Annotated in this window: 27 protein-coding genes and 1 pseudogene; 14 read left to right on the top strand and 14 right to left on the bottom strand. The window is 66.1% G+C overall.

Going from position 1 to position 23,171, the window contains the following annotated elements; translation table 11 throughout:
* From gyrB to mutM, 10 genes are all read right to left on the bottom strand, one after another.
* A complete protein-coding gene (gene gyrB / locus DDZ14_RS09960; protein WP_109424824.1) occupies positions 1-2,418 on the bottom strand; it encodes a DNA topoisomerase (ATP-hydrolyzing) subunit B in 2,418 nt (805 codons plus the stop codon).
* A 120-nt stretch (positions 2,419-2,538) separates the two neighbouring features.
* Positions 2,539-3,168: a LysE family translocator gene (locus tag DDZ14_RS09955; RefSeq protein WP_109424823.1), complete on the bottom strand. Its 630-nt coding sequence runs from the start codon at positions 3,166-3,168 to the stop codon at positions 2,539-2,541.
* On the bottom strand, positions 3,165-3,599 hold the full coding sequence (locus DDZ14_RS09950) for a VOC family protein (RefSeq protein ID WP_109424822.1): 435 nt from the start codon (positions 3,597-3,599) through the stop codon (positions 3,165-3,167). The genes DDZ14_RS09955 and DDZ14_RS09950 overlap by 4 nt, the downstream gene beginning before the upstream one ends.
* 3 nt (positions 3,600-3,602) lie before the next feature.
* Positions 3,603-4,703, bottom strand: coding sequence for a DNA replication/repair protein RecF (recF, locus tag DDZ14_RS09945; protein WP_109424821.1), 1,101 nt, complete (start codon positions 4,701-4,703; stop codon positions 3,603-3,605).
* Between the two features lie 55 nt (positions 4,704-4,758).
* Entirely contained in the window at positions 4,759-5,877 is a 1,119-nt protein-coding gene (dnaN, locus tag DDZ14_RS09940) for a DNA polymerase III subunit beta (RefSeq protein ID WP_109424820.1), read from the bottom strand.
* 125 nt (positions 5,878-6,002) lie between these two features.
* The gene (gene dnaA, locus DDZ14_RS09935; protein ID WP_109424819.1) at positions 6,003-7,400 is read right to left on the bottom strand and encodes a chromosomal replication initiator protein DnaA; all 1,398 of its coding nucleotides are present in this window, start codon (positions 7,398-7,400) and stop codon (positions 6,003-6,005) included.
* A 23-nt stretch (positions 7,401-7,423) separates the two neighbouring features.
* Complete coding sequence (locus tag DDZ14_RS09930) at positions 7,424-7,873, bottom strand: rhodanese-like domain-containing protein (RefSeq protein ID WP_109424953.1); 450 nt, start codon at positions 7,871-7,873, stop codon at positions 7,424-7,426.
* A gap of 235 nt (positions 7,874-8,108) precedes the next feature.
* Entirely contained in the window at positions 8,109-8,375 is a 267-nt protein-coding gene (rpsT, locus tag DDZ14_RS09925; protein WP_109424818.1) for a 30S ribosomal protein S20, read from the bottom strand.
* A gap of 93 nt (positions 8,376-8,468) precedes the next feature.
* Entirely contained in the window at positions 8,469-9,245 is a 777-nt protein-coding gene (locus DDZ14_RS09920; RefSeq protein WP_109424817.1) for an enoyl-CoA hydratase, read from the bottom strand.
* A 62-nt stretch (positions 9,246-9,307) separates the two neighbouring features.
* Positions 9,308-10,174, bottom strand: coding sequence for a bifunctional DNA-formamidopyrimidine glycosylase/DNA-(apurinic or apyrimidinic site) lyase (mutM, locus tag DDZ14_RS09915; RefSeq protein ID WP_109424816.1), 867 nt, complete (start codon positions 10,172-10,174; stop codon positions 9,308-9,310).
* An 84-nt stretch (positions 10,175-10,258) separates the two neighbouring features.
* On the opposite strand from mutM, the gene ubiE reads away from it, so the two are divergent.
* Together ubiE and ubiB are read left to right on the top strand one after the other, a co-directional pair.
* A complete protein-coding gene (ubiE, locus tag DDZ14_RS09910) occupies positions 10,259-11,011 on the top strand; it encodes a bifunctional demethylmenaquinone methyltransferase/2-methoxy-6-polyprenyl-1,4-benzoquinol methylase UbiE (RefSeq protein WP_109424815.1) in 753 nt (250 codons plus the stop codon).
* Between the two features lie 3 nt (positions 11,012-11,014).
* Positions 11,015-12,544, top strand: a complete 1,530-nt coding sequence (gene ubiB, locus DDZ14_RS09905; RefSeq protein ID WP_109424814.1) for a 2-polyprenylphenol 6-hydroxylase — start codon at positions 11,015-11,017, stop codon at positions 12,542-12,544.
* Positions 12,545-12,633: 89 nt separating this feature from the next.
* On the opposite strand, the gene DDZ14_RS09900 is transcribed toward ubiB, so the two are convergent.
* Together DDZ14_RS09900 and DDZ14_RS19670 are read right to left on the bottom strand one after the other, a co-directional pair.
* Positions 12,634-13,296, bottom strand: a complete 663-nt coding sequence (locus tag DDZ14_RS09900; RefSeq protein WP_109424813.1) for a flagellar hook capping FlgD N-terminal domain-containing protein — start codon at positions 13,294-13,296, stop codon at positions 12,634-12,636.
* 11 nt (positions 13,297-13,307) lie between these two features.
* Positions 13,308-13,823, bottom strand: coding sequence for a flagellar hook-length control protein FliK (locus DDZ14_RS19670; protein ID WP_158275497.1), 516 nt, complete (start codon positions 13,821-13,823; stop codon positions 13,308-13,310).
* A gap of 952 nt (positions 13,824-14,775) precedes the next feature.
* Between DDZ14_RS19670 and DDZ14_RS09890 the strand changes: the two genes are divergently transcribed.
* The 6 genes from DDZ14_RS09890 (at position 14,776) to DDZ14_RS09865 (ending at position 18,145) form a co-directional block, all read left to right on the top strand.
* Positions 14,776-15,087 carry a rod-binding protein gene (locus tag DDZ14_RS09890; RefSeq protein ID WP_369914857.1) on the top strand — a complete coding sequence of 104 codons (312 nt, stop codon included), beginning with the start codon at positions 14,776-14,778 and terminating at the stop codon, positions 15,085-15,087.
* Positions 15,074-15,418 carry a flagellar protein FlgN gene (locus DDZ14_RS09885; protein WP_109424811.1) on the top strand — a complete coding sequence of 115 codons (345 nt, stop codon included), beginning with the start codon at positions 15,074-15,076 and terminating at the stop codon, positions 15,416-15,418. Before DDZ14_RS09890 ends, DDZ14_RS09885 begins: the two co-directional genes overlap by 14 nt.
* A gap of 219 nt (positions 15,419-15,637) precedes the next feature.
* Positions 15,638-16,462 carry a flagellin gene (locus DDZ14_RS09880; RefSeq protein ID WP_109424810.1) on the top strand — a complete coding sequence of 275 codons (825 nt, stop codon included), beginning with the start codon at positions 15,638-15,640 and terminating at the stop codon, positions 16,460-16,462.
* 74 nt (positions 16,463-16,536) lie between these two features.
* A complete protein-coding gene (flaF, locus tag DDZ14_RS09875) occupies positions 16,537-16,914 on the top strand; it encodes a flagellar biosynthesis regulator FlaF (RefSeq protein ID WP_109424809.1) in 378 nt (125 codons plus the stop codon).
* Entirely contained in the window at positions 16,911-17,315 is a 405-nt protein-coding gene (gene flbT / locus DDZ14_RS09870; protein ID WP_109424808.1) for a flagellar biosynthesis repressor FlbT, read from the top strand. The genes flaF and flbT overlap by 4 nt, the downstream gene beginning before the upstream one ends.
* Positions 17,316-17,335: 20 nt before the next feature.
* Positions 17,336-18,145 (top strand): DUF1217 domain-containing protein, encoded by an 810-nt coding sequence (locus DDZ14_RS09865; RefSeq protein WP_233252540.1) that lies wholly within the window; start codon positions 17,336-17,338, stop codon positions 18,143-18,145.
* Here DDZ14_RS09865 and DDZ14_RS19980 read toward each other — a convergent pair.
* Positions 18,111-18,389 (bottom strand): hypothetical protein, encoded by a 279-nt coding sequence (locus DDZ14_RS19980; RefSeq protein ID WP_109424806.1) that lies wholly within the window; start codon positions 18,387-18,389, stop codon positions 18,111-18,113. The two genes, DDZ14_RS09865 and DDZ14_RS19980, sit on opposite strands and share 35 nt — an antisense overlap.
* A 25-nt stretch (positions 18,390-18,414) precedes the next feature.
* On the opposite strand from DDZ14_RS19980, the pseudogene DDZ14_RS09855 reads away from it, so the two are divergent.
* Positions 18,415-18,831 (top strand): annotated as a pseudogene (locus DDZ14_RS09855) (flagellar biosynthetic protein FliP); the annotation flags it as partial.
* Positions 18,832-19,099: 268 nt separating this feature from the next.
* On the opposite strand, the gene DDZ14_RS09850 reads toward DDZ14_RS09855, so the two are convergent.
* Positions 19,100-19,522 carry a helix-turn-helix domain-containing protein gene (locus DDZ14_RS09850; RefSeq protein ID WP_109424805.1) on the bottom strand — a complete coding sequence of 141 codons (423 nt, stop codon included), beginning with the start codon at positions 19,520-19,522 and terminating at the stop codon, positions 19,100-19,102.
* A gap of 73 nt (positions 19,523-19,595) precedes the next feature.
* Between DDZ14_RS09850 and DDZ14_RS09845 the strand changes: the two genes are divergently transcribed.
* From DDZ14_RS09845 to DDZ14_RS09825, 5 genes are all read left to right on the top strand, one after another.
* On the top strand, positions 19,596-19,988 hold the full coding sequence (locus DDZ14_RS09845) for a hypothetical protein (RefSeq protein ID WP_146193125.1): 393 nt from the start codon (positions 19,596-19,598) through the stop codon (positions 19,986-19,988).
* 390 nt (positions 19,989-20,378) lie between these two features.
* Positions 20,379-20,849 carry a hypothetical protein gene (locus tag DDZ14_RS09840; protein ID WP_109424803.1) on the top strand — a complete coding sequence of 157 codons (471 nt, stop codon included), beginning with the start codon at positions 20,379-20,381 and terminating at the stop codon, positions 20,847-20,849.
* A 5-nt stretch (positions 20,850-20,854) separates the two neighbouring features.
* Positions 20,855-21,184 carry a rhodanese-like domain-containing protein gene (locus DDZ14_RS09835; RefSeq protein WP_109424950.1) on the top strand — a complete coding sequence of 110 codons (330 nt, stop codon included), beginning with the start codon at positions 20,855-20,857 and terminating at the stop codon, positions 21,182-21,184.
* A gap of 101 nt (positions 21,185-21,285) precedes the next feature.
* On the top strand, positions 21,286-22,299 hold the full coding sequence (locus DDZ14_RS09830; protein WP_109424802.1) for an arsenic resistance protein: 1,014 nt from the start codon (positions 21,286-21,288) through the stop codon (positions 22,297-22,299).
* Positions 22,296-23,063, top strand: a complete 768-nt coding sequence (locus DDZ14_RS09825) for an ADP-ribosylglycohydrolase family protein (protein WP_109424801.1) — start codon at positions 22,296-22,298, stop codon at positions 23,061-23,063. The genes DDZ14_RS09830 and DDZ14_RS09825 overlap by 4 nt, the downstream gene beginning before the upstream one ends.
* The last annotated feature ends 108 nt before the right edge of the window (positions 23,064-23,171 follow it).

Here is a 23,171-nt window from a genome sequence, read left to right as displayed (position 1 = left end):
TCAGAAATCCAGGTTCTCCACGCTCAGCGCGTTTTTCTGGATGAACTCGCGGCGCGGTTCCACGACATCGCCCATTAGTTTGGTGAAGAGGTCGTCTGCATCGGCCAGGTCATCCACCCGCACCTGCAACAGCGTGCGTGCCTCCGGGTCGAGCGTCGTCTCCCAGAGCTGGTTCGGGTTCATCTCCCCCAGCCCCTTGTAGCGTTGCAAAGACAGGCCCTTCTCACCCTCGGCGAGAATCGCGTCCAGCAGTTCCGATGGCCCGTGGATCAGTTCCGACTTTTCCTTGCGGTGGAGCCGCGCGGGCTGGCCGTATACTTCCTGCAGGCTGCCGGTATGGGAGCCCAGCTTGCGCGCCTCGCCCGAGCGCAACACCGCGCCGTCAAGCGTGCGCACCTCCTCCACCCCGCGAAGGATCCGGGTGAAGCGCAATCCGGCATCCTGCGTCGGCCGGCCCTGCCAGCCGCGCTCGTATTCCAGCGCGATCAGGTCCAGACGGGCGGCCACGGCGTCGGCGGTGGCCTGCGGGCTGTCGTCCATCTGTCCAGGCAGAAGCGCCCCGGCGATCGCCGCCTGTTCGATGATGTGGCTGGGGTAATGCGTGGGGAAAGCCTGCAGGATGCGGCGCACCGTGCGGGCCTCCTCCACCACGCGGGCCAGATCCTGCCCGATGATCTCCTCGCCCGAGCCAAGCTTCAGCACGACCCCCTCGACACCCTGCCCGATCAGGTAGTCCTCAAGCGCAGGATGGTCTTTCAGATAAACCTCGGACTTGCCGCGGCTGACTTTGTAGAGCGGCGGCTGCGCGATATAGAGATGCCCGCGCTCGATGAGCTCGGGCATCTGCCGGAAGAAAAAGGTCAGCAGCAGCGTCCGGATGTGCGCGCCGTCGACATCGGCATCGGTCATGATGACGATCTTGTGGTAGCGCAGCTTGTCGATATTGAACTCGTCGCGGCCGATCCCGGTGCCCAGCGCCGTGATCAGCGTGCCGATCTCCTGGCTCGACAGCATCCGGTCGAAGCGCGCGCGCTCCACGTTCAGGATCTTCCCGCGTAGGGGCAGCACCGCCTGGTTGGCCCGCGCCCGGCCCTGCTTGGCCGAGCCGCCGGCGCTATCGCCCTCCACCAGGAAAATCTCCGACAGGGCGGGATCCTTTTCCTGGCAATCGGCCAGCTTGCCCGGCAGCGAGGCCACGTCCATCGCCGTCTTGCGCCGTGTCAGTTCGCGCGCCTTGCGGGCCGCCTCGCGCGCCAGCGCCGCCTCGACGATCTTCCCGACGATATGCCTGGCCTCGGCCGGATGCTCCTCGAACCATTCCGCCAGTTTCTCGTTCATCAGCCCCTCGACAGCGGGGCGCACTTCAGAGCTGACCAGCTTGTCCTTGGTCTGCGAACTGAATTTCGGGTCCGGCACCTTGACCGACAGGACGCAGGTCAAGCCTTCGCGGGCATCGTCGCCCGTGAAGCTGACCTTCTCCTTGCGGGCCAGACCGGAACTGGCCGCATAGGTGTTGATGGTGCGCGTCAGCGCGCCCCGGAACCCGGCCATGTGGGTGCCGCCGTCGCGCTGCGGGATGTTGTTGGTGAAGGGCAGGACCGCCTCGTGATAGCTGTCGTTCCACCAGAGCGCCACCTCGAGCCCGATGCCGTCACGCTCGCCCTCGATATAGATCGGCGCCTCGATCAGCGGCGACTTGTTGCGGTCGATGTAACGGACGAATTCCCGCACCCCGCCTTCGTAATGCAGTTCGATCTCCTCGGGCTCCACCGGCCGTTCGTCGCGCAGCCTGATGCGGACGCCGGAATTGAGGAAGGCCAGCTCGCGCAGCCGGTGTTCCAGCGTCTTGAAGCTGTAATCGCGGTCGGAAAACGTGTCGGTCGAAGCCAGGAAACGCACTTCGGTCCCGGTTTTGCCCGCCGAGTCGCCGACCACTTCCAGATGCTTCGCCGTCTCGCCGCGCTCGAAGCGGGCGAAATGCTCCTTGCCGGCGCGCCAGATGCGCAACTCCAGCCAGTCGGAGAGCGCGTTGACCACCGAGACGCCAACGCCGTGCAGCCCGCCCGACACCTTGTAGGAATTCTGGTCGAACTTCCCGCCCGCGTGAAGCTGGGTCATGATGACCTCGGCGGCCGAGACCCCTTCCTCCTTGTGCAGATCGACGGGGATGCCGCGGCCGTTGTCGGTAACCGAAACGCTCTCATCTGCATGGATCGTGACGGTCACCAGATCGGCATGACCGGCGAGCGCCTCGTCGATGCCGTTATCCACCACTTCGTAGACCATGTGATGCAGACCCGAGCCATCATCGGTGTCCCCGATATACATGCCCGGCCGTTTGCGCACGGCCTCCAAGCCCTTGAGAACCTTGATGGAATCTGCGCCGTAATCCCGCCCGGCCTGATCCTTGTCCGTCATCTGCGGATTTCCCCTTTTTTATGGGCCGAAGAATAGAGGGTTTGCCCCCGAATGTCACGCGGCAAGCACCGTTATTTTTCTTTTTATTTCAATGTGTTGAAAGGATTCGAATCGGGTGCGTCAGACCGGACTCAGCGCGATGATCAGACCCACCGCGATCAGCAGCAGCCCCGCCCCCTGATTGAGCCGCTTCAGAGCCCCGGGCGAGCGCATCAAGGCGCGCGCGCGCGACAGTGAGAGGCCCAGCGCGAGATTTCCCAGAAGCGGCACCACCATCGACGCGGCGCAGATCGCGGCGATGTCCGCGGCGGTGATCCGCGACATGTCGAAGAAACCCGGCAGCATCCCCATGTAGAACAGGATCGCCTTGGGATTGCCCAGGATCGCCATCACCCCGGCCGAGAAGCCCGCCCAGACGCCGGGTCGCGTCAGGCGGCTGTCTCCGCCGCTCACATTATGACCAGCATGGCGGATCAGCAGCCCCCCCATCGCCAGGAAGAGCAGACAGGCGGCATAGCGCAGGACCGTCAGGAAATCGGCATAGACCGAAACGATCCAGCTTACCCCGAAAATCGCCAGAAACGGCCAGATCATGTCGCCCAGGCTCACGCCCAGCGCCAGCGGCCAGACCCCGTGGAAGCCGCCGGAAATGCCGCGCGCGATCACCGCCACCCAGACCGGCCCCGGCGTAAGAAAGAGGATCAGCAGCGCCCCGGAATAGAGCGCCATTTCCCCAATGGATATGGTCACTCCGGCTCCGGCAGGGTCAGCGTACCGTCCTCGGAAAGCGGCCAGAACGGGTTCATCGCGACCTCCCAGACATGCCCCTCGGGATCGGCCCAATAGCCCGAATAGCCGCCCCAGAATACCTCTTGCGGCGGCTTCAGACCTTCGGCCCCCGCGTCCAGCGACGCGGCATATGCTGCGTCCACCTCGGCCCGTGTGGCGAAGTTCTGCGCCAGCGTCACCGCGCCGACGCCCAGCGGCGCATCCGGCCGGCCCTGGTCGGCGGCCAGATCCCGCAGCCCGAAAAGCCCCAGCACCATGCCCTTCATCTGGAAGAAGACGACCGCCTCCTGGCTCTCCGGCGACGCACGCCAGCCCAGCGCCTCGTAGAAGGCCCGCGCCCGCGGCAGATCGCGGCAGCCCAGTGTGATCAGTGACACGCGCTGTGGGCTCATGGCCTATCCCTCCTTCGTAATCCTCGAGTCGCCGTTCTCGGCGGTCACTTCCAGAAACTGCGCCCGTCCGCCCAGATCGGCGAAGAGTTCGCGTCCGGTGCCGGTCATCCAGGCCTGCGCGCCCAGCGCCGCGATTTCGTCATAGAGCGCCGCGCGCCGGTCGGCGTCAAGATGCGCGGCCACCTCGTCGAGCAGCAGCACCGGCGGCGCGCCGGTATCCTCCGCCAGGGCGCGCGCATTGGCCAGGACGAGCGAGATCAGCAGCGCCTTCTGCTCGCCCGTGGAACAGAGCTTCGCCGCGATCGCCTTTTCGGCATAGACCGCCTCCAGATCGGTGCGGTGCGGGCCGGTCAGGCTGCGGCCCGCGCGCAGATCGGCGGGGCGCCCCTCGGCCAGGGCAGCGGCCAGCGCCCCGGCCCCCTCCGGCCCCTCCGGCCCGGCCAGGTCCAGCGCCGCCGCCGGGAAGGCCGTCGCGGCGCCCCGCTGCGCGCGGTCGAGACGCGCCAGCGCGAACCGGCGGTTGGCCATGATTGCCGCGCCGCTCTCGGCCATCTGCGTCTCGAGCGCGCCGTACCAGGCGGCATTGCGCACCATGTCCTTGAGCAGCCGGTTGCGCTCCCGCATCGCCTTCTCATAGGCCAGGACCGCCTCGGCATGCTCGGGCACGAAGCTCATAACCATTCGGTCGAGAAAGCGCCGCCGCCCCTCCGCGCCCTCGATCCAGAGCCGGTCCATCGCCGGCACCAGCCAGAGCACGCGCAGAAGCCGGCCCAACGCAACCTGCGCCGCCGGCTTGCCGTCGATGCGCAGCTGTCGCGGCGCCTCCGGTTCGGCCCAGGTCTCGATCTCGTGCCCGGCCCCCGGCCCGCCAGTCCGCGCGGTGACCTTCCAGCCGATCCCGCCCGGCGTGCGCGCCAGTTCCCCCGCCGCCGCACGCCGCAGCCCGCGCCCCGGCGACAGAAGCGAGACCGCCTCCAGGATATTGGTCTTGCCCGCGCCGTTCGGCCCGAAAATCGCCACCGGCCGCGCGTCGAGCGACAGGCTGGCACGCAGGTGCGATCGGAAATGCGACAGCGTCAGGGCGGACAGGTGAAGGCCGGGCATGGACCGCCCTTTTCATCTTTCCAAAAATACTCCCGCCGGAGGCTCCCGGCAGGCGTCACACGCGCATCGGCATGACCACATAGACCGCCGATGTGTCATTGCCCTCGCGCATCAGGGTCGGATCGCCCGAGGAATTGAACAGGAAGACCGCGTTCTCCCGGTCCACCTGACTGGCGATCTCCAGCAGGTACTTCGCGTTGAACCCGATCTCCAGACGCTCGTCGCCATAGGCCACGGCCAGTTCCTCCTCGGCCGCACCGCTGTCGGGCGCGTTGACCGACAGCACCAGCCGGTCCTCGTCGAGCGCAAGCTTCACGGCGCGCGAGCGTTCCGAACTGACGGTCGCCACCCGGTCCACGGCCTTGGCGAACTCCGAGGCATCGACCTCCAGCTTGCGGGTGTTGCCCACGGGAATGACCCGCGTGTAGTCGGGGAAGGTGCCGTCGATCACCTTGGAGGTCAGGGTGATCTCCGGCGTCGCGAAGCGCACCTTGGTCTCCGACACCGACACCGCGATCACCGCGTCGTCATCCTCCAGAAGCTTGCGCAGTTCGCCCACGGTCTTGCGCGGCACGATCACGCCCGGCATGTCCCCGGAATTGTCGGGCAGCGGCGCGTCGATCCGCGCCAGCCGGTGCCCGTCGGTGGCCACGCAGCGCAGCACCTTGCCGTCCTCGCCATCGGCCACATGCATGTAGACGCCGTTGAGGTAATAGCGTGTCTCCTCGGTGGAGATCGCGAATTTCGATTTGTCGAAGAGCCGCCGCAGGACCGGCGCGGGGGCGGCGAAATTCGCCAAGTATTCCGAACTCGCCATGACCGGGAAATCTTCCTTCGGCAATGTGGCGAGCGAGAAGTTGGAGCGCCCCGCGCTGACCTCCAGCCGACCCGAGGCCGGATCGTCAACCAGCGTCACCTGCGCGCCGTCGGGCAGCTTGCGGACGATCTCGTGCAGGATATGCGCGGCCACGGTGGTTGCGCCGGGCCGTTCGACATGGGCCACCGCCTTGTCGACCACTTCGATATCCAGGTCGGTGGCGCGGAAACTGACGGCATTCTCCTCGGCTTCGATCAGCACATTCGCGAGGATCGGAATGGTGTTGCGCCGCTCGACGACCGATTGCGCCTGAGCCATCGCTTTCACAAGCGCGCCGCGTTCGATGCTGATCTTCATGGCCCTCGTTCCCTCCGCCTGCCGGGGCGGCGAGATTAGCCGAACCCGCCCGCGACACAATAGTTTTCTGGACTGTCTGACGAACGGGCCGGAGGGTCAAGGGGCGCGGCATCGCGCCCCCGTGCTCAGGCTTCCAGCATGCGGCGCAAAAGCTCCACATCCTCGGCGATCTGGTTGTCATGCGCCTTGAGTTCCTCGATCTTGCGCACGGCATGGATCACCGTGGTGTGGTCGCGGCCGCCGAAACGGCGCCCGATCTCGGGCAGCGACTTGGAGGTCAGCGTCTTCGACAGGAACATCGCCACCTGCCGGGGCCGCGCGATGGTCCGCGTGCGCCGCGCCGACAGCAGGTCCGAGAGGCGCAGGTTGTAGTGGTCGGCCACCTTGCGGATGATCTCGTCGATCGTGACCTTACGGTCGGAGGCACGCAGGATGTCGGCCAGGCAATCCTGGGCCAGGTCGAGCGTCACCTCCCGCCCGACCAGCGAGGCGAAGGCGAAGAGCCGCGTCAGCGCGCCTTCCAGCACCCGCACATTGGTCGATATGCGATGCGCCAGAAATTCCAGCACGCCATCGGCGATGCGCAGATCGGGATACATTTCGCGGTGGTTCTCGACCTTCTGCTGAAGGATACCCAGGCGCAGCTCGTAATCGGTCGGGTGCAGATCGACGACCAGTCCCCATTGCAGGCGCGACTTGATGCGGTCGTCCAGGTCGTTCATCTCGCTGGGAGAACGATCGCCGGAAATGATGATCTGCTTGTTCTGCTCCACCAGCGCGTTGAAGGTGTGGAAGAACTCGTCCTGCGTGCTGTCCTTGCCGGCGATGAACTGCACGTCATCGACCATCAGCACATCGACCGACCGGAAAATCTCCTTGAAGCCGATCATGTCCTTGAACCGCAGCGCCTGCACGAAACGGTACATGAATTGCTCCGCCGACAGGTAGACGACCTTGGCCGCCGGGTTGCGGCGCGACAGCTCCCAGGCGATGGCGTGCATAAGATGAGTCTTGCCCAGCCCCACCCCGCCATAGAGGAAGAACGGATTGAATGTTACCGGCCCGCCCTCGGCGACGCGGCGCGCGGCGGCATGGGCCAGCTCGTTGGGCTTGCCGACCACGAAACTGTCGAAGGTGAAGCGCGCGTCAAGCGGCGAGCCCGGCACCCCGCCATTGCCGCCGCCCGCGGCAGCGGGGTTGGCGGCCTCGTTGACGACAGCCTGAAGGTTGCTCTTCGAGGTGTCGGCGCGCTGTTGCGATTTCGCAGGGCCGGGTGCGCGGGTCGAGCGCACATTGAAATCCAGGCGATGTACCTTGGCATCGTTGCGGCCGAAAATCCTCAGCAGATCGTCACCGAAATTACGCGACACCCAGTTCCCGATGAACGAGGTCGGTACGAGGAAACGGGCGACACCATTTTCGATGGCGCTCAGCTCAAGAGGTTCGATCCAGGTTTTGAAGGCATCCTTTCCGATTGTCCGTTGAAGTTCCGATTGCACACGTCCCCAGGTGTCATCCGTCATATTTGATCCGTTTTTCTATCTGCTCAGGACTGCCTCCAGGGCAGCCCCCGCGCCTGCCATCCATTGGCAGTGCCTCGGTGGTTCTCCGCGTCCAGGTCGCCCTCGAATCCTTCCGCCACGTTGATGCACTCTGCCGACAGGCCGCGCTTTCCAAGCTCCGCCGAGACGGCGGTGGCAGCTTCCATGGATCGCGCGCCCGACCGGCAGATGAAGAAGATCCTGGAGGGCAGCTTATCCCCAAGACCGTCGATCAGTGCCGAGGCGAATTCCGGGTTTACAGACATATCCGGGTATTGACGCCACTCGCTCAACAGAACGGAACGCCCGAGTGGCGACAGGTCGGGGATGCCGACGAAACTCCATTCCGGTTTCGTGCGCACATCGACGAGCACGGCATCCGGCGTCTCAGACAACTGAGACCAGGTTTCGTCCGGCAACAGGTTAGCTACGCTTGGACGTGGTCCCGCGCTCATGGCAGTCATCCCCGAAGGCAGTCTGGAATCGCCTCAGGAAGCTAGCAAGCCCGCCTGCGGAGCGGCAAGATTTCATTGCGCTTGACTCTGAGCTTTCTCGGCCGAATCTACATTTCTGTTACATGCCTGCCAAAACGGGCACATGTTCGAATGGATTTCCGTGCGAATTTGCGCAGAACACGAAAAAGGGACGCGCCGCAGGGCACGTCCCGTTCATTTTTCTGTCGCGTTGTCGTCAGGCGCTCAGGGATTTGACCCGCGAGGATAGGCGCGAGATCTTCCGCGCCACGGTGTTCTTGTGCAGAACGCCCTTGCTGACGCCGCGCATCAGCTCCGGCTGGGCGTCGCGCAGCGCCGCCGAGGCCGCGCCCTGATCGCCGCTGGCGATGGCTTCCTCGACCTTGCGCAGGAAGGTGCGGATCCGCGACCGGCGCGCCTTGTTCACAGCGGTGCGGCGCTCGGCCTGGCGGGCACGCTTCTTGGATTGGGGCGTATTGGCCATGTTCGACTTCCGGTTCTTTTGTCACGAAAACTGAGATGCGGCTTCTAGACCCGGTTTCGCCCCGAGTCAACGCCCCGCCAGCCCTTTTCCACGCTATTTGTCGCGGAACTGCGGCTGCCGCTTTTCCAGGAACGCGGACATGCCCTCCTTCTGGTCCTCGGTGGCGAAAAGCGAATGGAAGAGCCGGCGCTCGAAGAGCAACCCTTCGGAGAGTGGCGTCTCGTAGGCGCGGTTCACCGCTTCCTTGGCGGCGGCGGCCGTGATGCGCGATTTCTCGGCGATCTTCTGGGCCGCGGACATCGCTTCTTCCATGAGCTTCTTGGCGGGAACGACCCGGCTGACCAGCCCGGAACGCTCGGCCTCCTCGGCATCCATGAACCGGCCCGTCAGGTGCATGTCCATGGATTTCGACTTGCCGACGAATTTTGTCAGCCGCTGTGTGCCGCCGATCCCGGCGATGACACCCAGGTTGATTTCGGGCTGACCGAATTTCGCGGTATCCGCGGCAATGATGAAATCGCACATCATCGCCAGTTCGCAACCGCCGCCAAGCGCGTAACCCGCCACCGCCGCGATGACGGGCTTGCGGACCTTCAGCATCTCGTCGGTCTCGGTGCCGAAGAGATTGGTCATGTAGACATCGACAAAGGACTTCTCCGCCATCTCCTTGATGTCGGCGCCCGCGGCGAAAGCCTTGTCCGACCCGGTCAGGACGATCGCCCGGACCTTGTCGTTCTTCTCGGCGGATTTCAGTGCTTTGGTGAGTTCCCCCAGCAAGGTGCTGTTGAGCGCGTTGAGCGCATCGGGGCGGTTGAGCTTGATCAGCGCGACGTGGTCCTCGATCTCGACGATGAGCGTCTCATAGGCCATGTGTGGCACCCTTCATGGTTATCCGGGTCGAAGTCCCTACCACCTCGGCAGGGGTTTTCAAGCTATCTCTGGCATTTCGGACAATAGAAAGTCGATCGCCCGGACTGCACGATGCGTCCGATCACGCCCGCGCAATCGGATTTGCGGCACGGCTCGCCCGCGCGCCCGTAGGCGGCGAAGGTGTGCTGAAAGTAGCCCAGTTCGCCATCCGTCTGGCGGTAGTCGCGAAGGCTCGACCCGCCGGCGTCGATCGCGTCGCGCAGCGTCGCGCGGATATGGTCCGTCAGCGCAGAAATGCGTTTTTCCGAAAGATTTCCCGCTTTTCGTCGGGGCGATATCCCGGCCCGCCACAGCGCCTCGCAGACATAGATGTTGCCCAGACCGGCGACGACGCGCTGATCCAGGAGCGCGGCCTTCATTGGCATCCGGCGGCCGGCCAGCCGCGCCGCGAGATAGGTTTCGTGAAAATCGTTGCCCAGCGGCTCGGGGCCCAGACCGGCGAGCAGGCGGTGTGACGCAACGGCATCCGTCGCCACGAGGTCCATCGCGCCGAACCGCCTTGCGTCGTTGAACGTGATTCGCGCGCCGCTCTCCATGTCCAGCACGACATGGTCGTGCCGTTGCGGTGCGGGATGGGCGTGGAGGAACTGCGCCACCGTCGCACGCCCCGATTGCGGAAGGCTGACTAGCAGCCGCCCGGACATGCCCAGATGGACGATCAGCGTCTCATCGCTATCGAGATCGGCCAACAGGTATTTCGACCGCCGCCCCAACCGCAGCACGCGACGGCCCGTCAGCCGCTCGGCCATCCTCGCGGGCAATGGCCAGCGCAGATCGGGCCGCCGGGTTTCGACCCGCAGGATGATCCGGCCGGCCATCACCGGCTCCAGTCCGCGGCGGACGGTCTCGACCTCTGGCAGTTCCGGCATTCCGGCCTCCGTTCGGAAAGGACGCATTGCTCCGCCCTGTCAGCGCCCTATAAGGAGGGGGAGTGCAGCCCGAGTGCAAGGCCCATGACCGACGACGACCCCAAGACCACACATTTCGGCTACCAGACCGTGCCGGAGGACCAGAAGGCGGGCATGGTGCAAGGCGTGTTCACCAATGTCGCGTCCCGGTACGACGTGATGAACGACGCAATGAGTTTCGGCATTCACCGGGTCTGGAAAGACGCGATGATGGACTGGCTCGCGCCACGCAACGGGCAAAAACTGCTCGATGTGGCGGGGGGCACGGGCGATATCGCCTTCCGCTTCCTCAAGCGCGCGCCCGAGGCCCATGCGACCGTGCTCGACATGACCGAAAGTATGCTGGTGGAGGGCCGCAAGCGCGCCGACGCCGAGGCGCTCTCCGACCGGCTCGACTGGATCGTGGGCGATGCGATGGCCCTGCCCTTCGCGGATGGCAGTTTCGACGTCTACACGATATCCTTCGGCATCCGGAACGTCACCCGCATCCCGGACGCGCTGGCCGAGGCATTCCGCGTGCTGCGCCCCGGCGGGCGGCTGATGGTGCTGGAGTTCAGCCAGATCCCCAATCCGGGGCTGCAATGGGCCTATGACCGCTATTCCTTCAACGTCATCCCGCGCATGGGCCAGGCCATCGCCGGCGACCGCGACAGCTATCAGTACCTCGTGGAAAGCATCCGCAGGTTTCCCGACCAGGAAAATTTCGCCGCGATGATCCGCCGGGCGGGGTTCGAGAATGTAAAATTCCGCAACCTGACGTTCGGCGTCGCGGCGCTGCATTCCGGCTGGAAGCTCTGAGTCTTGCGCGGCCCACACAATATTCTCGCGCTGATACGCACCGGCGCCACCTTCGAACGCAACGGCGCGATGGCCGTGGTGCTGAACGAACTCAACGCGCCTGGATACCTGAAAGTGGCGATCCGGGTGCTGAGCTGGCCGTTCCACTTCCTCGCCCGGTCGGGCAATCCGTCGCTGCCGCCGGTGGCCCGGTCACTCTCGGCGATGGGGCCGGCCTATATCAAGTTCGGCCAGATCCTCTCCACCCGCCCGGACGTCGTGGGTTCGGAAATCGCCAGCCAGCTTCGCGTGCTTCAGGACCGGCTGCCGCCCTTCCCGACCGAGATCGCCAAGCAGAGCTTCGCGCACGAGATCGGAACCGACGCAGACGAGATATTCACCGAGTTCAGCGACTCGGTCGCCGCCGCCTCCATCGCGCAGGTCCACAAGGCGCGGTTGCGCGGTACCGGCCAGGAGGTCGCGGTAAAGGTACTGCGCCCGCGGATCGAACGCGCCTTCCGCCGCGATATCGACGCCTTCTATTTCGTCGCCGGTCTGGTGCAGCGCCTGGCGCCGGGCGCCCGGCGACTGCGCCCGGTGGAGGTCATCGCGCATTTCGAGAGCGTGGTTATGAAGGAGCTGGACCTGCGGATGGAAGCCTCGGCGGGCGACGAATTCCGCACCACCACGGCCGACGATCCGGGCTTCACCGTGCCGGCGGTGCACTGGCCTCTGTCCGGGCGCCGGGCGATGGTGCTCGACTGGGCCGAAGGGGTGCCGATCGGCGATGTGGAGGCTCTGCGCGCCGCCGGTCAGGATCTCGCGGGGCTGGGCAGCCGGGTACTCCAGATCTTTCTCAGAACCGCGCTGCGCGACGGGTATTTTCACGCTGACATGCATCAGGGCAACCTCAAGGTGGCCGAGAACGGCGATCTGATCGCGCTCGACTACGGGATCATGGGGCGCATCGACGAATACACCCGCCGCGTCTATGCCGAGATCCTGATGGGCTTCATCCGCAAGGATTACCGCCGCGTGGCCGAAGTTCATTTCGAGGCCGGTTACGTTCCCGCCGACCGCGACATCGACGCCTTCGCGCAGGCGCTCCGTTCGGTGGGCGAGCCGATCTTCGGCATGGATGCGACACAGATCTCGATGGCCAGGCTGCTGGCCTATCTCTTCGAGGTGACCGAGCGATTCGGCATGGAGACCCGGACCGAGCTGATCCTGCTGCAACGCACGATGGTCGTGGTGGAAGGCGTGGCCCGGTCGCTGCATCCCAGCATCAACATCTGGGAGGTCGCCGGCCCGGTCGTTGAAGACTACATCCGCCGCAATGTCGGCCCCCGCGCTTTGGCCCGCGACCTGCGCGCCACCGCGCTGGTTCTGGCGCGCTTCGGCCCGCGCCTGCCGCGGCTGGTGGAAACCGCGATCATGGCGCAGATGGACCCGCCCGAGCCCGAGTTGCCGGCGCGTCGGGGCCATCCGCTCTTCTTCACGCTTCTGGGCGCGGGCCTGGCGGCTGCGGCGCTGACGTTCTGGCAGGGGCTTTAACGGGCGTGGGCGCTGGACCTGACCAGCTCCGCAGGACCGCAGGACGCGCGGGCAGGCGCGCATGGTCACGCGGAGTCGCCGCGTTCCGCTCAACCTCCGGGCTGGCGCAGCGCTGTGACCTGATCCGGGGCCAGCGTCGCGCCGCCGGCAAAGACCAGAGCCGGCGCGCCATCCACCAGACGCGTCTCCTGTACCTCGGCATAGACCTGCGCCGGGCGGATATCGAGAAGCGTCCCGCCCTGGTAGCTTTCCACATCGAAGCGGACGAGTCCCGGCGGCATGCCCTCGGCGCCCTCCGGCGGCCAGCGCAGCGCCTCGGCATCCGGCGACAGCGCCTCGCTCCGCAGGACGTTGCCACCCGCGTCGCGCACCACGAGCCGAGCGGCATCGGCGCCCACGGCAATGTCAGGCCGGATATCGACCGGGCTGCCGTCGAAGCGCACGGGCATGTTGGCCAGCGCTTCCTTGCCGACCCAGTCCGCGAAACCACCCAGCCCGGAGAAACCCAACTGATCCGCGATCCTGCTCAGCAGGTCGTTGGACCGCACCTGCTGTTCCACCCCCGAAAAGGTGGCGAGTTGCGTCGCGAACTGCTCGGTACTCATCGGATCGAGCGGATCCTGGTTCTGCATCTGCACCGTGAGCATGCGCAGGAAAGTGGTGAAATCCGACGCGATCAGCGACGCCGGCTCGGCACCGGGTGCAGCGGTCGCGGCGGCCGTGCTGGCGGCGAACTTCTGGGTGATTTCCATTATCTGTCCTTTCAGAGCCTGATATCGAGCGCGCCATCGGAGAGCGGCAGCGCCATCTGCATCCCGGCCGCCGCTACGGCCTGCGGCTCGGCGGCAGGCGCCCCGGCGGGCGCGGCGCCAACACCGCCCCCGGCGGCATGCCGCCCGTCGCCTGCGTCCTGCCCGCCCCCTCCGGCAAAGCTGAACTCCACGCCGCGATAGCCGAGATCGGCGAATTCCTGTGACAAAATTCCGATATGACGGCGCATGAGGTCGAGCGTCTCCGGGCGGTCGGCGGTGAGCGTGACGTTGCCGCCCTGGTCGGAGAGGCTGAGCGTCATGCGCACATGACCCAGCTCGCGCGGCTCCAGCAGGATCTCGACATGGCGCGCGGAGCTACCGCGAAACCCATCGACAAGCTGGGCCGCCACGGCGCGGACAAGCTGCGCCGTCGTCGGCTGCTCTGCGCGCTCCGCCCCGGCGGGCGGCGCGCGCATCTCGCCGCCACGGCCCGTGACGCCGGTATCGGCGAGCGCGATGTCAGCCACCTTGCGATCCCGCCCGACCGGTTCGGCGTCGAGCTGGCGGATGCGCACCTGGTGCGCGGCTGGAACGCCGTGCTGCGCGGCCGCCGGGCCGCGGGAGGGTGCCGCAAGCGGGGCGGCACCATGCGGAAGGGCTCTCTCTGCGGCCGGCGGGGCGGCAGGCGGGGTGGCGGGCGTCGTCCCGAGCTCAGAACGGCCGGCGCCGGTCTTCGGCGCGGACATCACGGTAACGGGCGCCTCTGCAACGGGCGCTTGTGGCGTAGGGGCAGTGGCATCGGCGGGTGGCCCGGCCGCACCGGCAAGAGGAACCGCGGTCGCGCCCGCTGCCGGCGCCTGTCCGGTCCGAAGCCCGGTGGGAGAATCCACGGAAGCCACGGCCGCCGGGGGGGCCGCGGGATCAGCCATCGGCAACGGGGTGCCACCCCCGTCCATATCCGGCGAGGGCATCCGCGCCGTTTCGGCAAGGTCAACGCCCGTGTCGGCACGCCCGCCCGCGCCCGGCGCGGGACGGGTGGGCAAGTGCGTCGCGGACGCCACCCCCGGCGAAGGACGCGGGCCAGGGCCTGTTCGCCCGGCCATGTCCGGACGAGGCGCCTCCGTGGCCTGCACGCCCGGCAGAGGCAACGCCGCGTCCTGCACGGGAGAATCGTCCTGCCCCGGCTCGGCCGGCGGCACTTCCGCGGACCCGCCAGCCACCACGCGCGGATCGTGCGGCTGGCCGCTGCCCAGCAAGCGATAGGATTGTGCGAAACCTGCCGCCCGCGCGGCGCGGTCCGCACCGGCGGCCGTCTGCGGGACGGATTGCGCCGCCTGCGATTGCGGCACCTGTGGAGAGGCGGCGGGATAAGGGGCCCTCAGGGGCAGATCTGGCTGCATTGCGGTCTCCGGGCGACATCTGGCAATGCCGCCGGAATACGCATTGCAGGTTACCGGTTCTTTACCGTCACCCCCCAAACTGCCGAAACTTGTAACCAATCGGAGGCTCCGATGGACATCCATTCCGCCCCGTCCGCAGCGGCGGCACGACCCATACCGCACAGCCCTGCGCGACGCCGCACAGGAATTCGAGGCCGCTTTCCTCGCGGAAATGCTCAAATCCGCGGGGCTGGGAAAGACAAGCGGAAGTTTCGGCGGCGGCGCCGGCGAAGATCAGTTCGCGGATTTCCTGGTCCGCGAACAGGCCCGCGAGATGGTCCGTTCCGGCGGTATCGGACTGGCCGAATCGATTTACACAGCCCTGAAGGAGCGCGGCGATGAGACGCGATGACATGGACGCACTTCACACGCTTCTGGAGACCGAGCGGCGCTGCCTGCTCGATGGCGACCTGAATGCGGTGGCCGTCATCATCCCCGAAAAGCAACGCCTGGTCACCGCACTGGAGAGCAGCGATATACGCGACCGCGGGCGCTGGCACGCGCTGCAACGGGCGGCACAATGGAACCAGACGCTCCTGGAAGGCGCAATGTCGGGCGTGCGCATGGCGGGCAACCGGCTGGCGGCGCTGCGGCGCAATCTGAACCAGCTAGACACCTACGACACCGGCGGCAGGCGCCGCAGCCTCGGCGCCGACCGCCCCAGTGTCGAGCGTAAGGCCTGAGATATGCCGAAAAACCGCGTAAAATCTGCAGTTTCCCGCCGTTCTATCTTAGTATTCCGTTAGCTATTCCGCCCCAGTTTCCCCCTTGCATCCCGGATCGGATGGCGCGGAACGCGACAAAATGCAGTCCGCATCGGTCAGAACGACTTCAGTGCCGCGACACGCGGCGGAACCAAACCGGGCACCAAAGGTGTCCCATGACTGAAGGACTTGCAGAAAATGACAAGTATTCTCACCAACACCAGCGCGATGGTCGCGCTTCAGACCCTGCGCACGATCAACGGCAATCTGGAAGACACGCAAAGCCAGATCTCCACCGGCAAGAAGGTCGGCTCGGCCGCCGACAACGCATCGGTCTTCGCCATCTCGAAGGTGATGGAATCGGATGTGAGCGGCTTCAACGCGATCTCCGAGTCGCTTTCGCTGGGCGAATCCACGGTCGGCGTCGCGCTGGCCGGTGCGGAGCAGATCACCGACATTCTCACCCAGATCAAGGAAAAGGTGGTTTCCGCCACCGGCGAGAACGTGGACAACGCCAAGATCACGGCCGATGTGACCGAACTGAAGAGCCAGATCACGTCCGTCATCGGCGCGGCACAGTTCAACGGGGCGAACCTGCTCAACACGGCGGGCGGCAGCATCACCGTCCTGTCCTCGCTCGACCGTGACGCGGCGGGCGCGGTGACCGCGTCCAACATCACGGTCGCCTCGGTGGATTTCGAGACCGGTCTCGACCTGACGACCGTCGATGTCAGCACACCGGCGGCCGCCGACACTTCGTTGGCGGCGATCGAAACGCTGATCCAGACGTCGATCGACGGGGCCTCCGCGCTGGGCTCCTCGCTCAACCGCATCGAGAAACAGGGCGAGTTCGTGAACCGCCTGACCGACTCGATCAAGGCGGGGATCGGCGCGCTCGTGGATGCGGATCTGGAAGCGGCTTCGGCCCGGCTGCAGGCGCTGCAGGTGCAGCAGCAGCTTGGCACGCAGGCGCTCTCCATCGCCAACCAGCAGCCGCAGAACGTCCTGTCGCTGTTCCGGTAACGGGATCGGGACGGGGCGCGGTCTGACGCTTCCCGTCCCGCCTCGCCTTCTGACCCCAAGCCGGAGGACACCGGATGAATGCGTCTCGAACCGCACAAATGGGCTATGGCGCGGCCACCGCGCCCATCCGCACGCCGCGAGGCACCGAATACGAGGCCTTCGCACGCATCACGCACCGGCTTCGTGCCGCAGCCGAAACCGGCGGAACCGGGCTGTCGCAACTTGCCGAGGCATTGCACGAGAACCGCCGGCTCTGGACCATCCTCGCCGCGGATGTAGCCGAACCCGGCAATTCCCTGCCGCCCCAGCTTCGGGCGCAGATATTCTACCTGGCCGAATTCACCATCAAGCACAGCGGCGAGATCCTGCGCGGCAAGGCCGATGCCGCGCCGTTGATCGAGATCAACACCGCGATCATGCGCGGCCTGCGCCAGCGGGAGGCCGCGGCATGAGCGGGCTGGTCCTCAAACTGGGGCCGAACGAGCGCGTGCTCGTCAACGGCGCGGTGATCGAGAACGGCACCCGGCGCGGGCGGCTCAGCATCCTTACGCCGGACGCCAAGATCCTGCGCCTCAGGGACGCCATCCACCCCGAGGCCGCGAACACGCCGGTGCGCAGGGTCTGCTACATCATGCAGCTTGTCCTGTCGGGCGATTCCGACCCCGATGAGGCGCGCATCCAGATCCTGCGCGGGATCGAGCAGCTCAGCCAGGTTTTCACGGACCATGACAGCCGGCGGCAGCTCGACGCCGCGACGCGCGATCTTCTGGCCGCGCGGTTCTACCCGGCGCTCAAGGCCCTGCGCAGCCTGATCCCGCGCGAGGAGCGGCTTCTGGCCGCTGCGCCGCGATGAATTTCCAGCCGGTTGTCCCGTTGCCGGGTCTCGCCGGCTGGACATTCCTCAACCGCACGCTGGAGACGCAGAGCGAAAGCTTCGCGCGCTCCACACCGATCCGCCGCGACACCGATCATTTCCGCGAAGTGATCGCGTCGTTCACCACCGCCGAGGCACTGGTGGAGGACCGTGCCGCGCTGCGCGTGGCGCTGGGCGCATTCGGCCTTCAGGACGACATCGACAACCGCTTCTTCATCCGCAAGGTGCTCGAAGGCGGCAGCCAGGACCGCGAGGCCCTGGCCAACCGGCTCGCCAACAAGAACTACCTCGCCCTCGCGGAAGCGTTCCGCTTCGGGCCGGGCGAGGTGCCCAGTACCGGTCTTTCGGTCTTCGCCGAAGATATCGTCGCGCGATTCGAGTCCCGCAGTTTCGAGATTGCCGTCGGCGAACGCGATACCAGTTTCCGCCTGGCGCTCAACGTGCGGCGGGAACTGGCGGACCTGGCTGCGCGCGACAACGCCCCGAAGACGCTCTGGCTGTCGGTTCTGGGTTCGCCGCCGCTGCGCCAGGTCTTCGAGACGACCTATGGGCTGCCCGGCGCCTTCGCCGCATTCGATCTGGACCGCCAGGTGGAAATTCTCCAAACCCGCACCGCCGCGGCCTTCGGCAACGCGGGCGTCGCGCAATTCGCCGATCCCGACCGGATGGAGGAGCTCGTACGCAGCTTCCTGCTGCGTTCGGAGCTACAGTCCGGCCCGCCCGCCAACGCGCCCGGCATGACCGCGCTGGCGCTCCTGCAGGGCACCGGGCAGGTCACCGCGGGCTCGATCCTGACAGCCCTGCTTTAGGCTTGAGGCCGCGGGCGTCAGACGCCGCCCCCGCCGCGTCATCGGGCTCAAGCAGGCTTTCGAGGCGCGCGAAGCTCCCCGCGATGCCATCCGGCGCATCCTCCGACAGAAACGCGTCGAGCCCCGGCCAGAGCCGGATCGCTTCGTCGATCGCCGCATCGGAACCCGGATCGTACAGTCCGGCCTGGATCATCGTCTCGGCACGGTCATAGGTGCCGAGCACCCGGCGCGCGCGGGCGATCACGCGGTTCTCCGCGTTGCTCGCCGCCGCCTGGCGCCTGGGCATCGAGCCGCTGACCGCCGGCCGGATGGAGCTGGAACCGGCGCTCACCGCCGCGCTGGAGCCCTTTCGCGGCTTCATGTCCGCGCGGGTGGACCCGGACACGCTGGCCGCCATGCGCGACCTGCGCCCGGCCGCACCCGGCGGCGCGCCGGAGGGCGATGCGCCGCTCTCCGTCCTGATCCCCTCCTTCATGCTCAGCGAGGTGGCGCGCGCCTTCCAGATCGGCTTCCTGATCTTCCTGCCCTTCCTGATCATCGACCTCGTGGTGGCGGCAGTCCTGATGTCGATGGGCATGATGATGGTCCCGCCGGCGATCGTGTCGCTGCCGTTCAAGCTGGCTTTCTTCGTGATGGCCGACGGCGGGAGCCTGCTGGCGGGCGCGCTGGTGCGCAGCTATCTCTAGCCGCTGCCAGGTCCAGCGGGGTGAGGGAAGCCGCGGCGTCCGGCGTGATCCGCCCGGCTGAAAGCCGCCCGGTTCGTCATTCGCACCAAGGCAACGTGCCCCAGAGCTGACCTTGAGCGCCAAAGGAAGGTACGACGGCTGTGCGGACAAAGTGAGCTTTCGCCGCGCATGCCCCAATGGCAGCAATCTGCGCATTGCGCGGGTAAACCCCGGGTTGGCTCAGGAACGTGCGGAAGTGGTCGACAGGCCCTGCCCGGATGACGGGCGGTCAGCGTGTTTTGAGTTCTGCCAGCGCAACACAGTCGCGGCCAGGGCCACCACAGCAGGCAGCCTCGCAGGTTTCGACGAATTCCTGAAGTTGCCGTTCCAGGCTGCGCAGTTCAACCATTCTGGCACGCACCGCCGTCAGATGCGCGGCGGCGATGTCTCGAACCTCGACACAATCCCTGTCCGGGCTGAGCGCGAGGCTCGACAGAACCCGGATTTGGTCAAGCCCGAATCCGAAGTCCCGGCACCGGCGAATAAATGTCAGGCGGTCCACATCCTCCCGCGTGTAGTGCCGGTGGCCGGCGGCGCTGCGGCGCGCGGGCGGGATAAGCCTGATTTCCTCATAGTAGCGTATCGTCGGTGGCGAGACCCCAGCTGCTTCGGCCAGGGCGCCGATTGAGAACACGGATTCGTGATCGGTCATGGGCAGACTCCACGGTTGCACCTCAAGTTACTTGAAGTCCTATGTTCGGCCGAGCGTTGTCAAGGAGAACTCAATGGAACCCATCAAGCGCTCTTCACCCGAACACCACCCGTGCTGCCCGACGTCCGGAAGTCCGCCGAGCGCCGTCTCACTTGCCGCCGCCTGCGTATTGGAGCCGGAAAACCTAGAAAACCGCCTGTCGGAAATCCGTGATCTGGCGCGCCGAGCGCTGCTCCGGTCCGAGCGGAGCGACTTTGTGCTTCGCCTCCATTTCCGCCGGTCTGCGAAAGGCGAGGTGAGCGCGCTCATTGCGCGGGAATCGGAGTGCTGCAGCTTTCTGACCTTCGATATCAAGAATATCGGTGATCGCCTTCTGGTGACGGTAACCACTCCGAGACATGCCGAAGCGGCCGGGTGGGAGCTTTTCGACGCTTTCGAGGGCCGCACCCCGGAGGCGGGGCGATGAAGCACGCATTTCGTCCTACTGCGATATACGGCGGCGCGGCACTGGCGGCCTGTGCGCTCTGCTGCGCGCCGCTGATTGTGCCGATCGTGGCAGGGTTGGTCGCCGCCGGCGGCCTCGCCTGGGTCGCAGCCGGAACTGCCGGAGTGCTGATCCTGGCTACCGCCGTTGCCGGTTTTGCTCTTTACCGGTCTCGTTCCGCGTGGGGCATCCCGACGACGTCCGAGCGGGATTGCGCGTGCCAATCCGGCAAATGCGGCGGTCCGGGCACAAGCGACTCGCCGGAGGCCCGTGGAGAAAAGCTCTCTCCAGCGTCCTCGGCAACGGTTGACAGAGATGGCAGGCAGGTGCGTCGGGCCATACTGCCGATAGCAGAACGAAAGGAGGTTAACCATGGAATTCCACCGACTCTCGACCCGTGAATGGGCCAGGGCCTTCGGGCTGGGCATTGCCAACGGCGTGGCGCTGTCGGTGATCATGATAACCATGATGAAGCTGGGCGTCTCGCCGCTTCCCAAGCCGCTCGGGTTGGCCTTCGCAGAAACACTGGCCGGCCGGTCACTGCCGCCGCCCGTCGGGCTGCTGTTTCACCTCGCCTATGTTACCTTCTGGTCAATGGCTTTCGTCGCGGTTTTTCGCCAAAGCCTGACCTTGCGCAACGCAGCCCTGCTGGCGCTAGTCCTGTGGATCGGCGTGCTGGTGATCTTCTTTCCCATAGTGGGCTGGGGTCCGCTTGGCCTAGTCGTCGGACCGCAGTTGATCGTTGGCTCCTTTGTGCCGCATCTGCTGTTCGGGCTGTTCCTCTGGGGACTGTGCCGCCTGGCGTTTCCGGTATCGTCCCAGCCGAACCGGAACGGAGGATGACGCACATGACCGACCGCATTTCACGCGACCAACTGAAGGCAAAGCTCGACCGGGCTGACGTGTTCGTCCTTGTCGACACGCTGCCCGACACACATTATCGCAAGTCCCATTTGCCTGGCGCCATAAACATTCGCTCCGACGACATTGTGTCGGAGGCGCCCATCCGGATACCGGATCGTGACACGGAGATCGTGGTGTATTGCGGCAACGGGCCGTGCATGCGGTCATCGCTCGCGGCTGATCGGCTGCTGCAACTGGGCTATCGCAAAGTCCGCGACTATCACGAGGGCAAGGCCGACTGGATCGAGGCCCGCCTGCCGGTGGAAGCGGGTTAGGATCCGGCGCACCAGGCGTCGGCGGATTGCCTGTGCTGGTCTCTGGCCCGATCGCGCGGTATCAGGTGGGAGGCACGCCTCGGGACAACCGGAACAGGACCATGACGCTGCAACAGTTCGAACGCCACCAGGTCTGGATCTATCTCGCTGCGATCCTTTTGGGGCTGGCGTTGGGCACGCTCGTTCCCGGCGTCGCGGGCGCGTTCGAGATGCTGCTCTGGCCTGTGCTGGGCCTGTTACTTTTCGCCACCTTCACGCAGGTGCCTCTTGTGCACCTGCCGCAGGCCGCCCGCGACCGCCGCTTCATTGGTGCCATGTTGGCCGGGAACTTCGTTTTGGTGCCGCTCCTGGTCTGGGCGCTGTATTTGTTTCTGCCCGACAACCCGGCGATCCAGCTGGGCGTGCTCGTCGTGCTGCTCGTGCCCTGTACCGACTGGTTCATCACCTTTACTCATCTTGGGCGCGGCGATGCCCTGCGCGCCGCTGCTGCAACGCCGATCCTCCTCTTCGTTCAAATCGCATTGCTGCCCGTGTTTCTTTGGCTCTTTCTGGGCGATACATTCCTCGAACTCCTCGCCGCCGATCGGGTCGCTGCCGCTTTCGTGACGCTGATCCTGCTGCCCCTCGCCGCCGCATTCGTGATTGAGCGGTGGGCCGAGACGCGGCCGGGACGGCAGCATGTCGTGGGCCGTCTCGGTTGGCTGCCGATCCCACTGCTGGCGCTCGTCGTGTTCCTGATCGCCGCGTCACAAGTCGACGCGGTGCGTGATGCCCTGCCGCTTCTGGCGCAGGTGGCAGGCATCTACGTGGCATACCTGGTCGCAGCTGCGCTTTTTGGGTGTACGGTGGGGTGCGTGGCGGGACTACCGGCGCCGGAGCGCAGGACGCTCATATTCTCCTTCGGCACCCGCAACTCCTTTGTCGTACTTCCGCTGGTGCTGGCCCTGGGGCCGGAATCGAGCACGGCGGCAGTGGTCATCGTCCTTCAGTCACTCGTCGAACTCCTGGGCATGATCGCCTATCTGTGGATCGTGCCGCGCTATCTGGTTCCGGAGCACCCGCCGATCGGGGAGGAACGCGTCATGATGGACAAAACCGGCGGGAGACACAGATGATCGGCGCGATAGCAGGCGACATCATCGGGTCGCGCTTCGAGGGGCACGCCGCGCCACCGGAGGGGTTCGAGCTATTCCACCGCGACTGCCGCTTCACCGACGACACGGTGTGCACGGTCGCGGTGGCCGATGCCATCATGTGTCAGGGGGACTTCGCAGCCACACTCCGCGCATATGTGCGCCGACACCCGGACGCAGGCTATGGGGGAATGTTTCTCCGGTGGGCGCTGACCGACGAGGCGCCGGCCTACGGCAGCTGGGGCAACGGCGCACCGATGCGCGTCGCCGCCGTGGGTTGGCTCGCCGCGGATGCGGCGGAGACCGACGCACTCGCCGCCGCGCAGGCCGAGGTTAGCCACAATCACGAAGATGCGGTGAAGGCGGCTCAGTCGGTGGCGCGTGCCATCCTGGCGCTTCGCCAGGGCGCCACCGCCGCAGAGGTTCGAGAGTGGATCGGCGATACCTGGGGTTACGACTTGCGCCCCGAGGTCGCGCTGAGGGGCGGCGGCTTTGACGTCTCGGCGGCGGGAACAGTGCCTCCCGCGCTCGCGGCCGCGTTCGAGAGCACGGACTGGGAAGACGCGGTCCGCACCGCAGTTTGCCTTGGCGGAGATACCGATACGCTGGCCTGTATCGCCGGAGCAGTCGCCGAGGCAATACACGGCGTGCCGGCGGAGATTGTCATGTGCGCACGGGGGCACCTGACTGACGATCTTCGCAACGTGCTCGGCCAGTTCGAGCGTGTTAGGGTCAGGACCCATTGATTTCAGCCGAGCATCGTGATTCACCGCCTGAAAACAGAGCGGTGACATGTCTGATCTTTACTGGCTGAGCGACGCGCAGATGGCGCGTCTGGAACCCTATTTTCCGAA

This window comes from Maritimibacter sp. 55A14 (assembly GCF_003122205.1).
Lineage (GTDB): Bacteria > Pseudomonadota > Alphaproteobacteria > Rhodobacterales > Rhodobacteraceae > QEYE01.
This window is presented reverse-complemented; position numbering and strand designations above follow the sequence as displayed.

Excerpts from the sequence above, each read along its gene's own strand:
- gyrB (WP_109424824.1), bottom strand. The coding sequence starts at position 2,418 with ATGACGGACAAGGATCAGGCCGGGCGGGATTACGGCGCAGATTCCATC.
- DDZ14_RS09950 (WP_109424822.1), bottom strand. The coding sequence starts at position 3,599 with ATGAGCCCACAGCGCGTGTCACTGATCACACTGGGCTGCCGCGATCTG.
- recF (WP_109424821.1), bottom strand. The coding sequence starts at position 4,703 with ATGCCCGGCCTTCACCTGTCCGCCCTGACGCTGTCGCATTTCCGATCG.
- dnaN (WP_109424820.1), bottom strand. The coding sequence starts at position 5,877 with ATGAAGATCAGCATCGAACGCGGCGCGCTTGTGAAAGCGATGGCTCAG.
- dnaA (WP_109424819.1), bottom strand. The coding sequence starts at position 7,400 with ATGACGGATGACACCTGGGGACGTGTGCAATCGGAACTTCAACGGACA.
- DDZ14_RS09930 (WP_109424953.1), bottom strand. The coding sequence starts at position 7,873 with ATGAGCGCGGGACCACGTCCAAGCGTAGCTAACCTGTTGCCGGACGAA.
- rpsT (WP_109424818.1), bottom strand. The coding sequence starts at position 8,375 with ATGGCCAATACGCCCCAATCCAAGAAGCGTGCCCGCCAGGCCGAGCGC.
- DDZ14_RS09920 (WP_109424817.1), bottom strand. The coding sequence starts at position 9,245 with ATGGCCTATGAGACGCTCATCGTCGAGATCGAGGACCACGTCGCGCTG.
- mutM (WP_109424816.1), bottom strand. The coding sequence starts at position 10,174 with ATGCCGGAACTGCCAGAGGTCGAGACCGTCCGCCGCGGACTGGAGCCG.
- ubiE (WP_109424815.1), top strand. The coding sequence starts at position 10,259 with ATGACCGACGACGACCCCAAGACCACACATTTCGGCTACCAGACCGTG.
- DDZ14_RS09900 (WP_109424813.1), bottom strand. The coding sequence starts at position 13,296 with ATGGAAATCACCCAGAAGTTCGCCGCCAGCACGGCCGCCGCGACCGCT.
- DDZ14_RS09885 (WP_109424811.1), top strand. The coding sequence starts at position 15,074 with ATGAGACGCGATGACATGGACGCACTTCACACGCTTCTGGAGACCGAG.
- DDZ14_RS09880 (WP_109424810.1), top strand. The coding sequence starts at position 15,638 with ATGACAAGTATTCTCACCAACACCAGCGCGATGGTCGCGCTTCAGACC.
- flaF (WP_109424809.1), top strand. The coding sequence starts at position 16,537 with ATGAATGCGTCTCGAACCGCACAAATGGGCTATGGCGCGGCCACCGCG.
- flbT (WP_109424808.1), top strand. The coding sequence starts at position 16,911 with ATGAGCGGGCTGGTCCTCAAACTGGGGCCGAACGAGCGCGTGCTCGTC.
- DDZ14_RS09850 (WP_109424805.1), bottom strand. The coding sequence starts at position 19,522 with ATGACCGATCACGAATCCGTGTTCTCAATCGGCGCCCTGGCCGAAGCA.
- DDZ14_RS09845 (WP_146193125.1), top strand. The coding sequence starts at position 19,596 with ATGGAACCCATCAAGCGCTCTTCACCCGAACACCACCCGTGCTGCCCG.
- DDZ14_RS09840 (WP_109424803.1), top strand. The coding sequence starts at position 20,379 with ATGGAATTCCACCGACTCTCGACCCGTGAATGGGCCAGGGCCTTCGGG.
- DDZ14_RS09835 (WP_109424950.1), top strand. The coding sequence starts at position 20,855 with ATGACCGACCGCATTTCACGCGACCAACTGAAGGCAAAGCTCGACCGG.
- DDZ14_RS09830 (WP_109424802.1), top strand. The coding sequence starts at position 21,286 with ATGACGCTGCAACAGTTCGAACGCCACCAGGTCTGGATCTATCTCGCT.
- DDZ14_RS09825 (WP_109424801.1), top strand. The coding sequence starts at position 22,296 with ATGATCGGCGCGATAGCAGGCGACATCATCGGGTCGCGCTTCGAGGGG.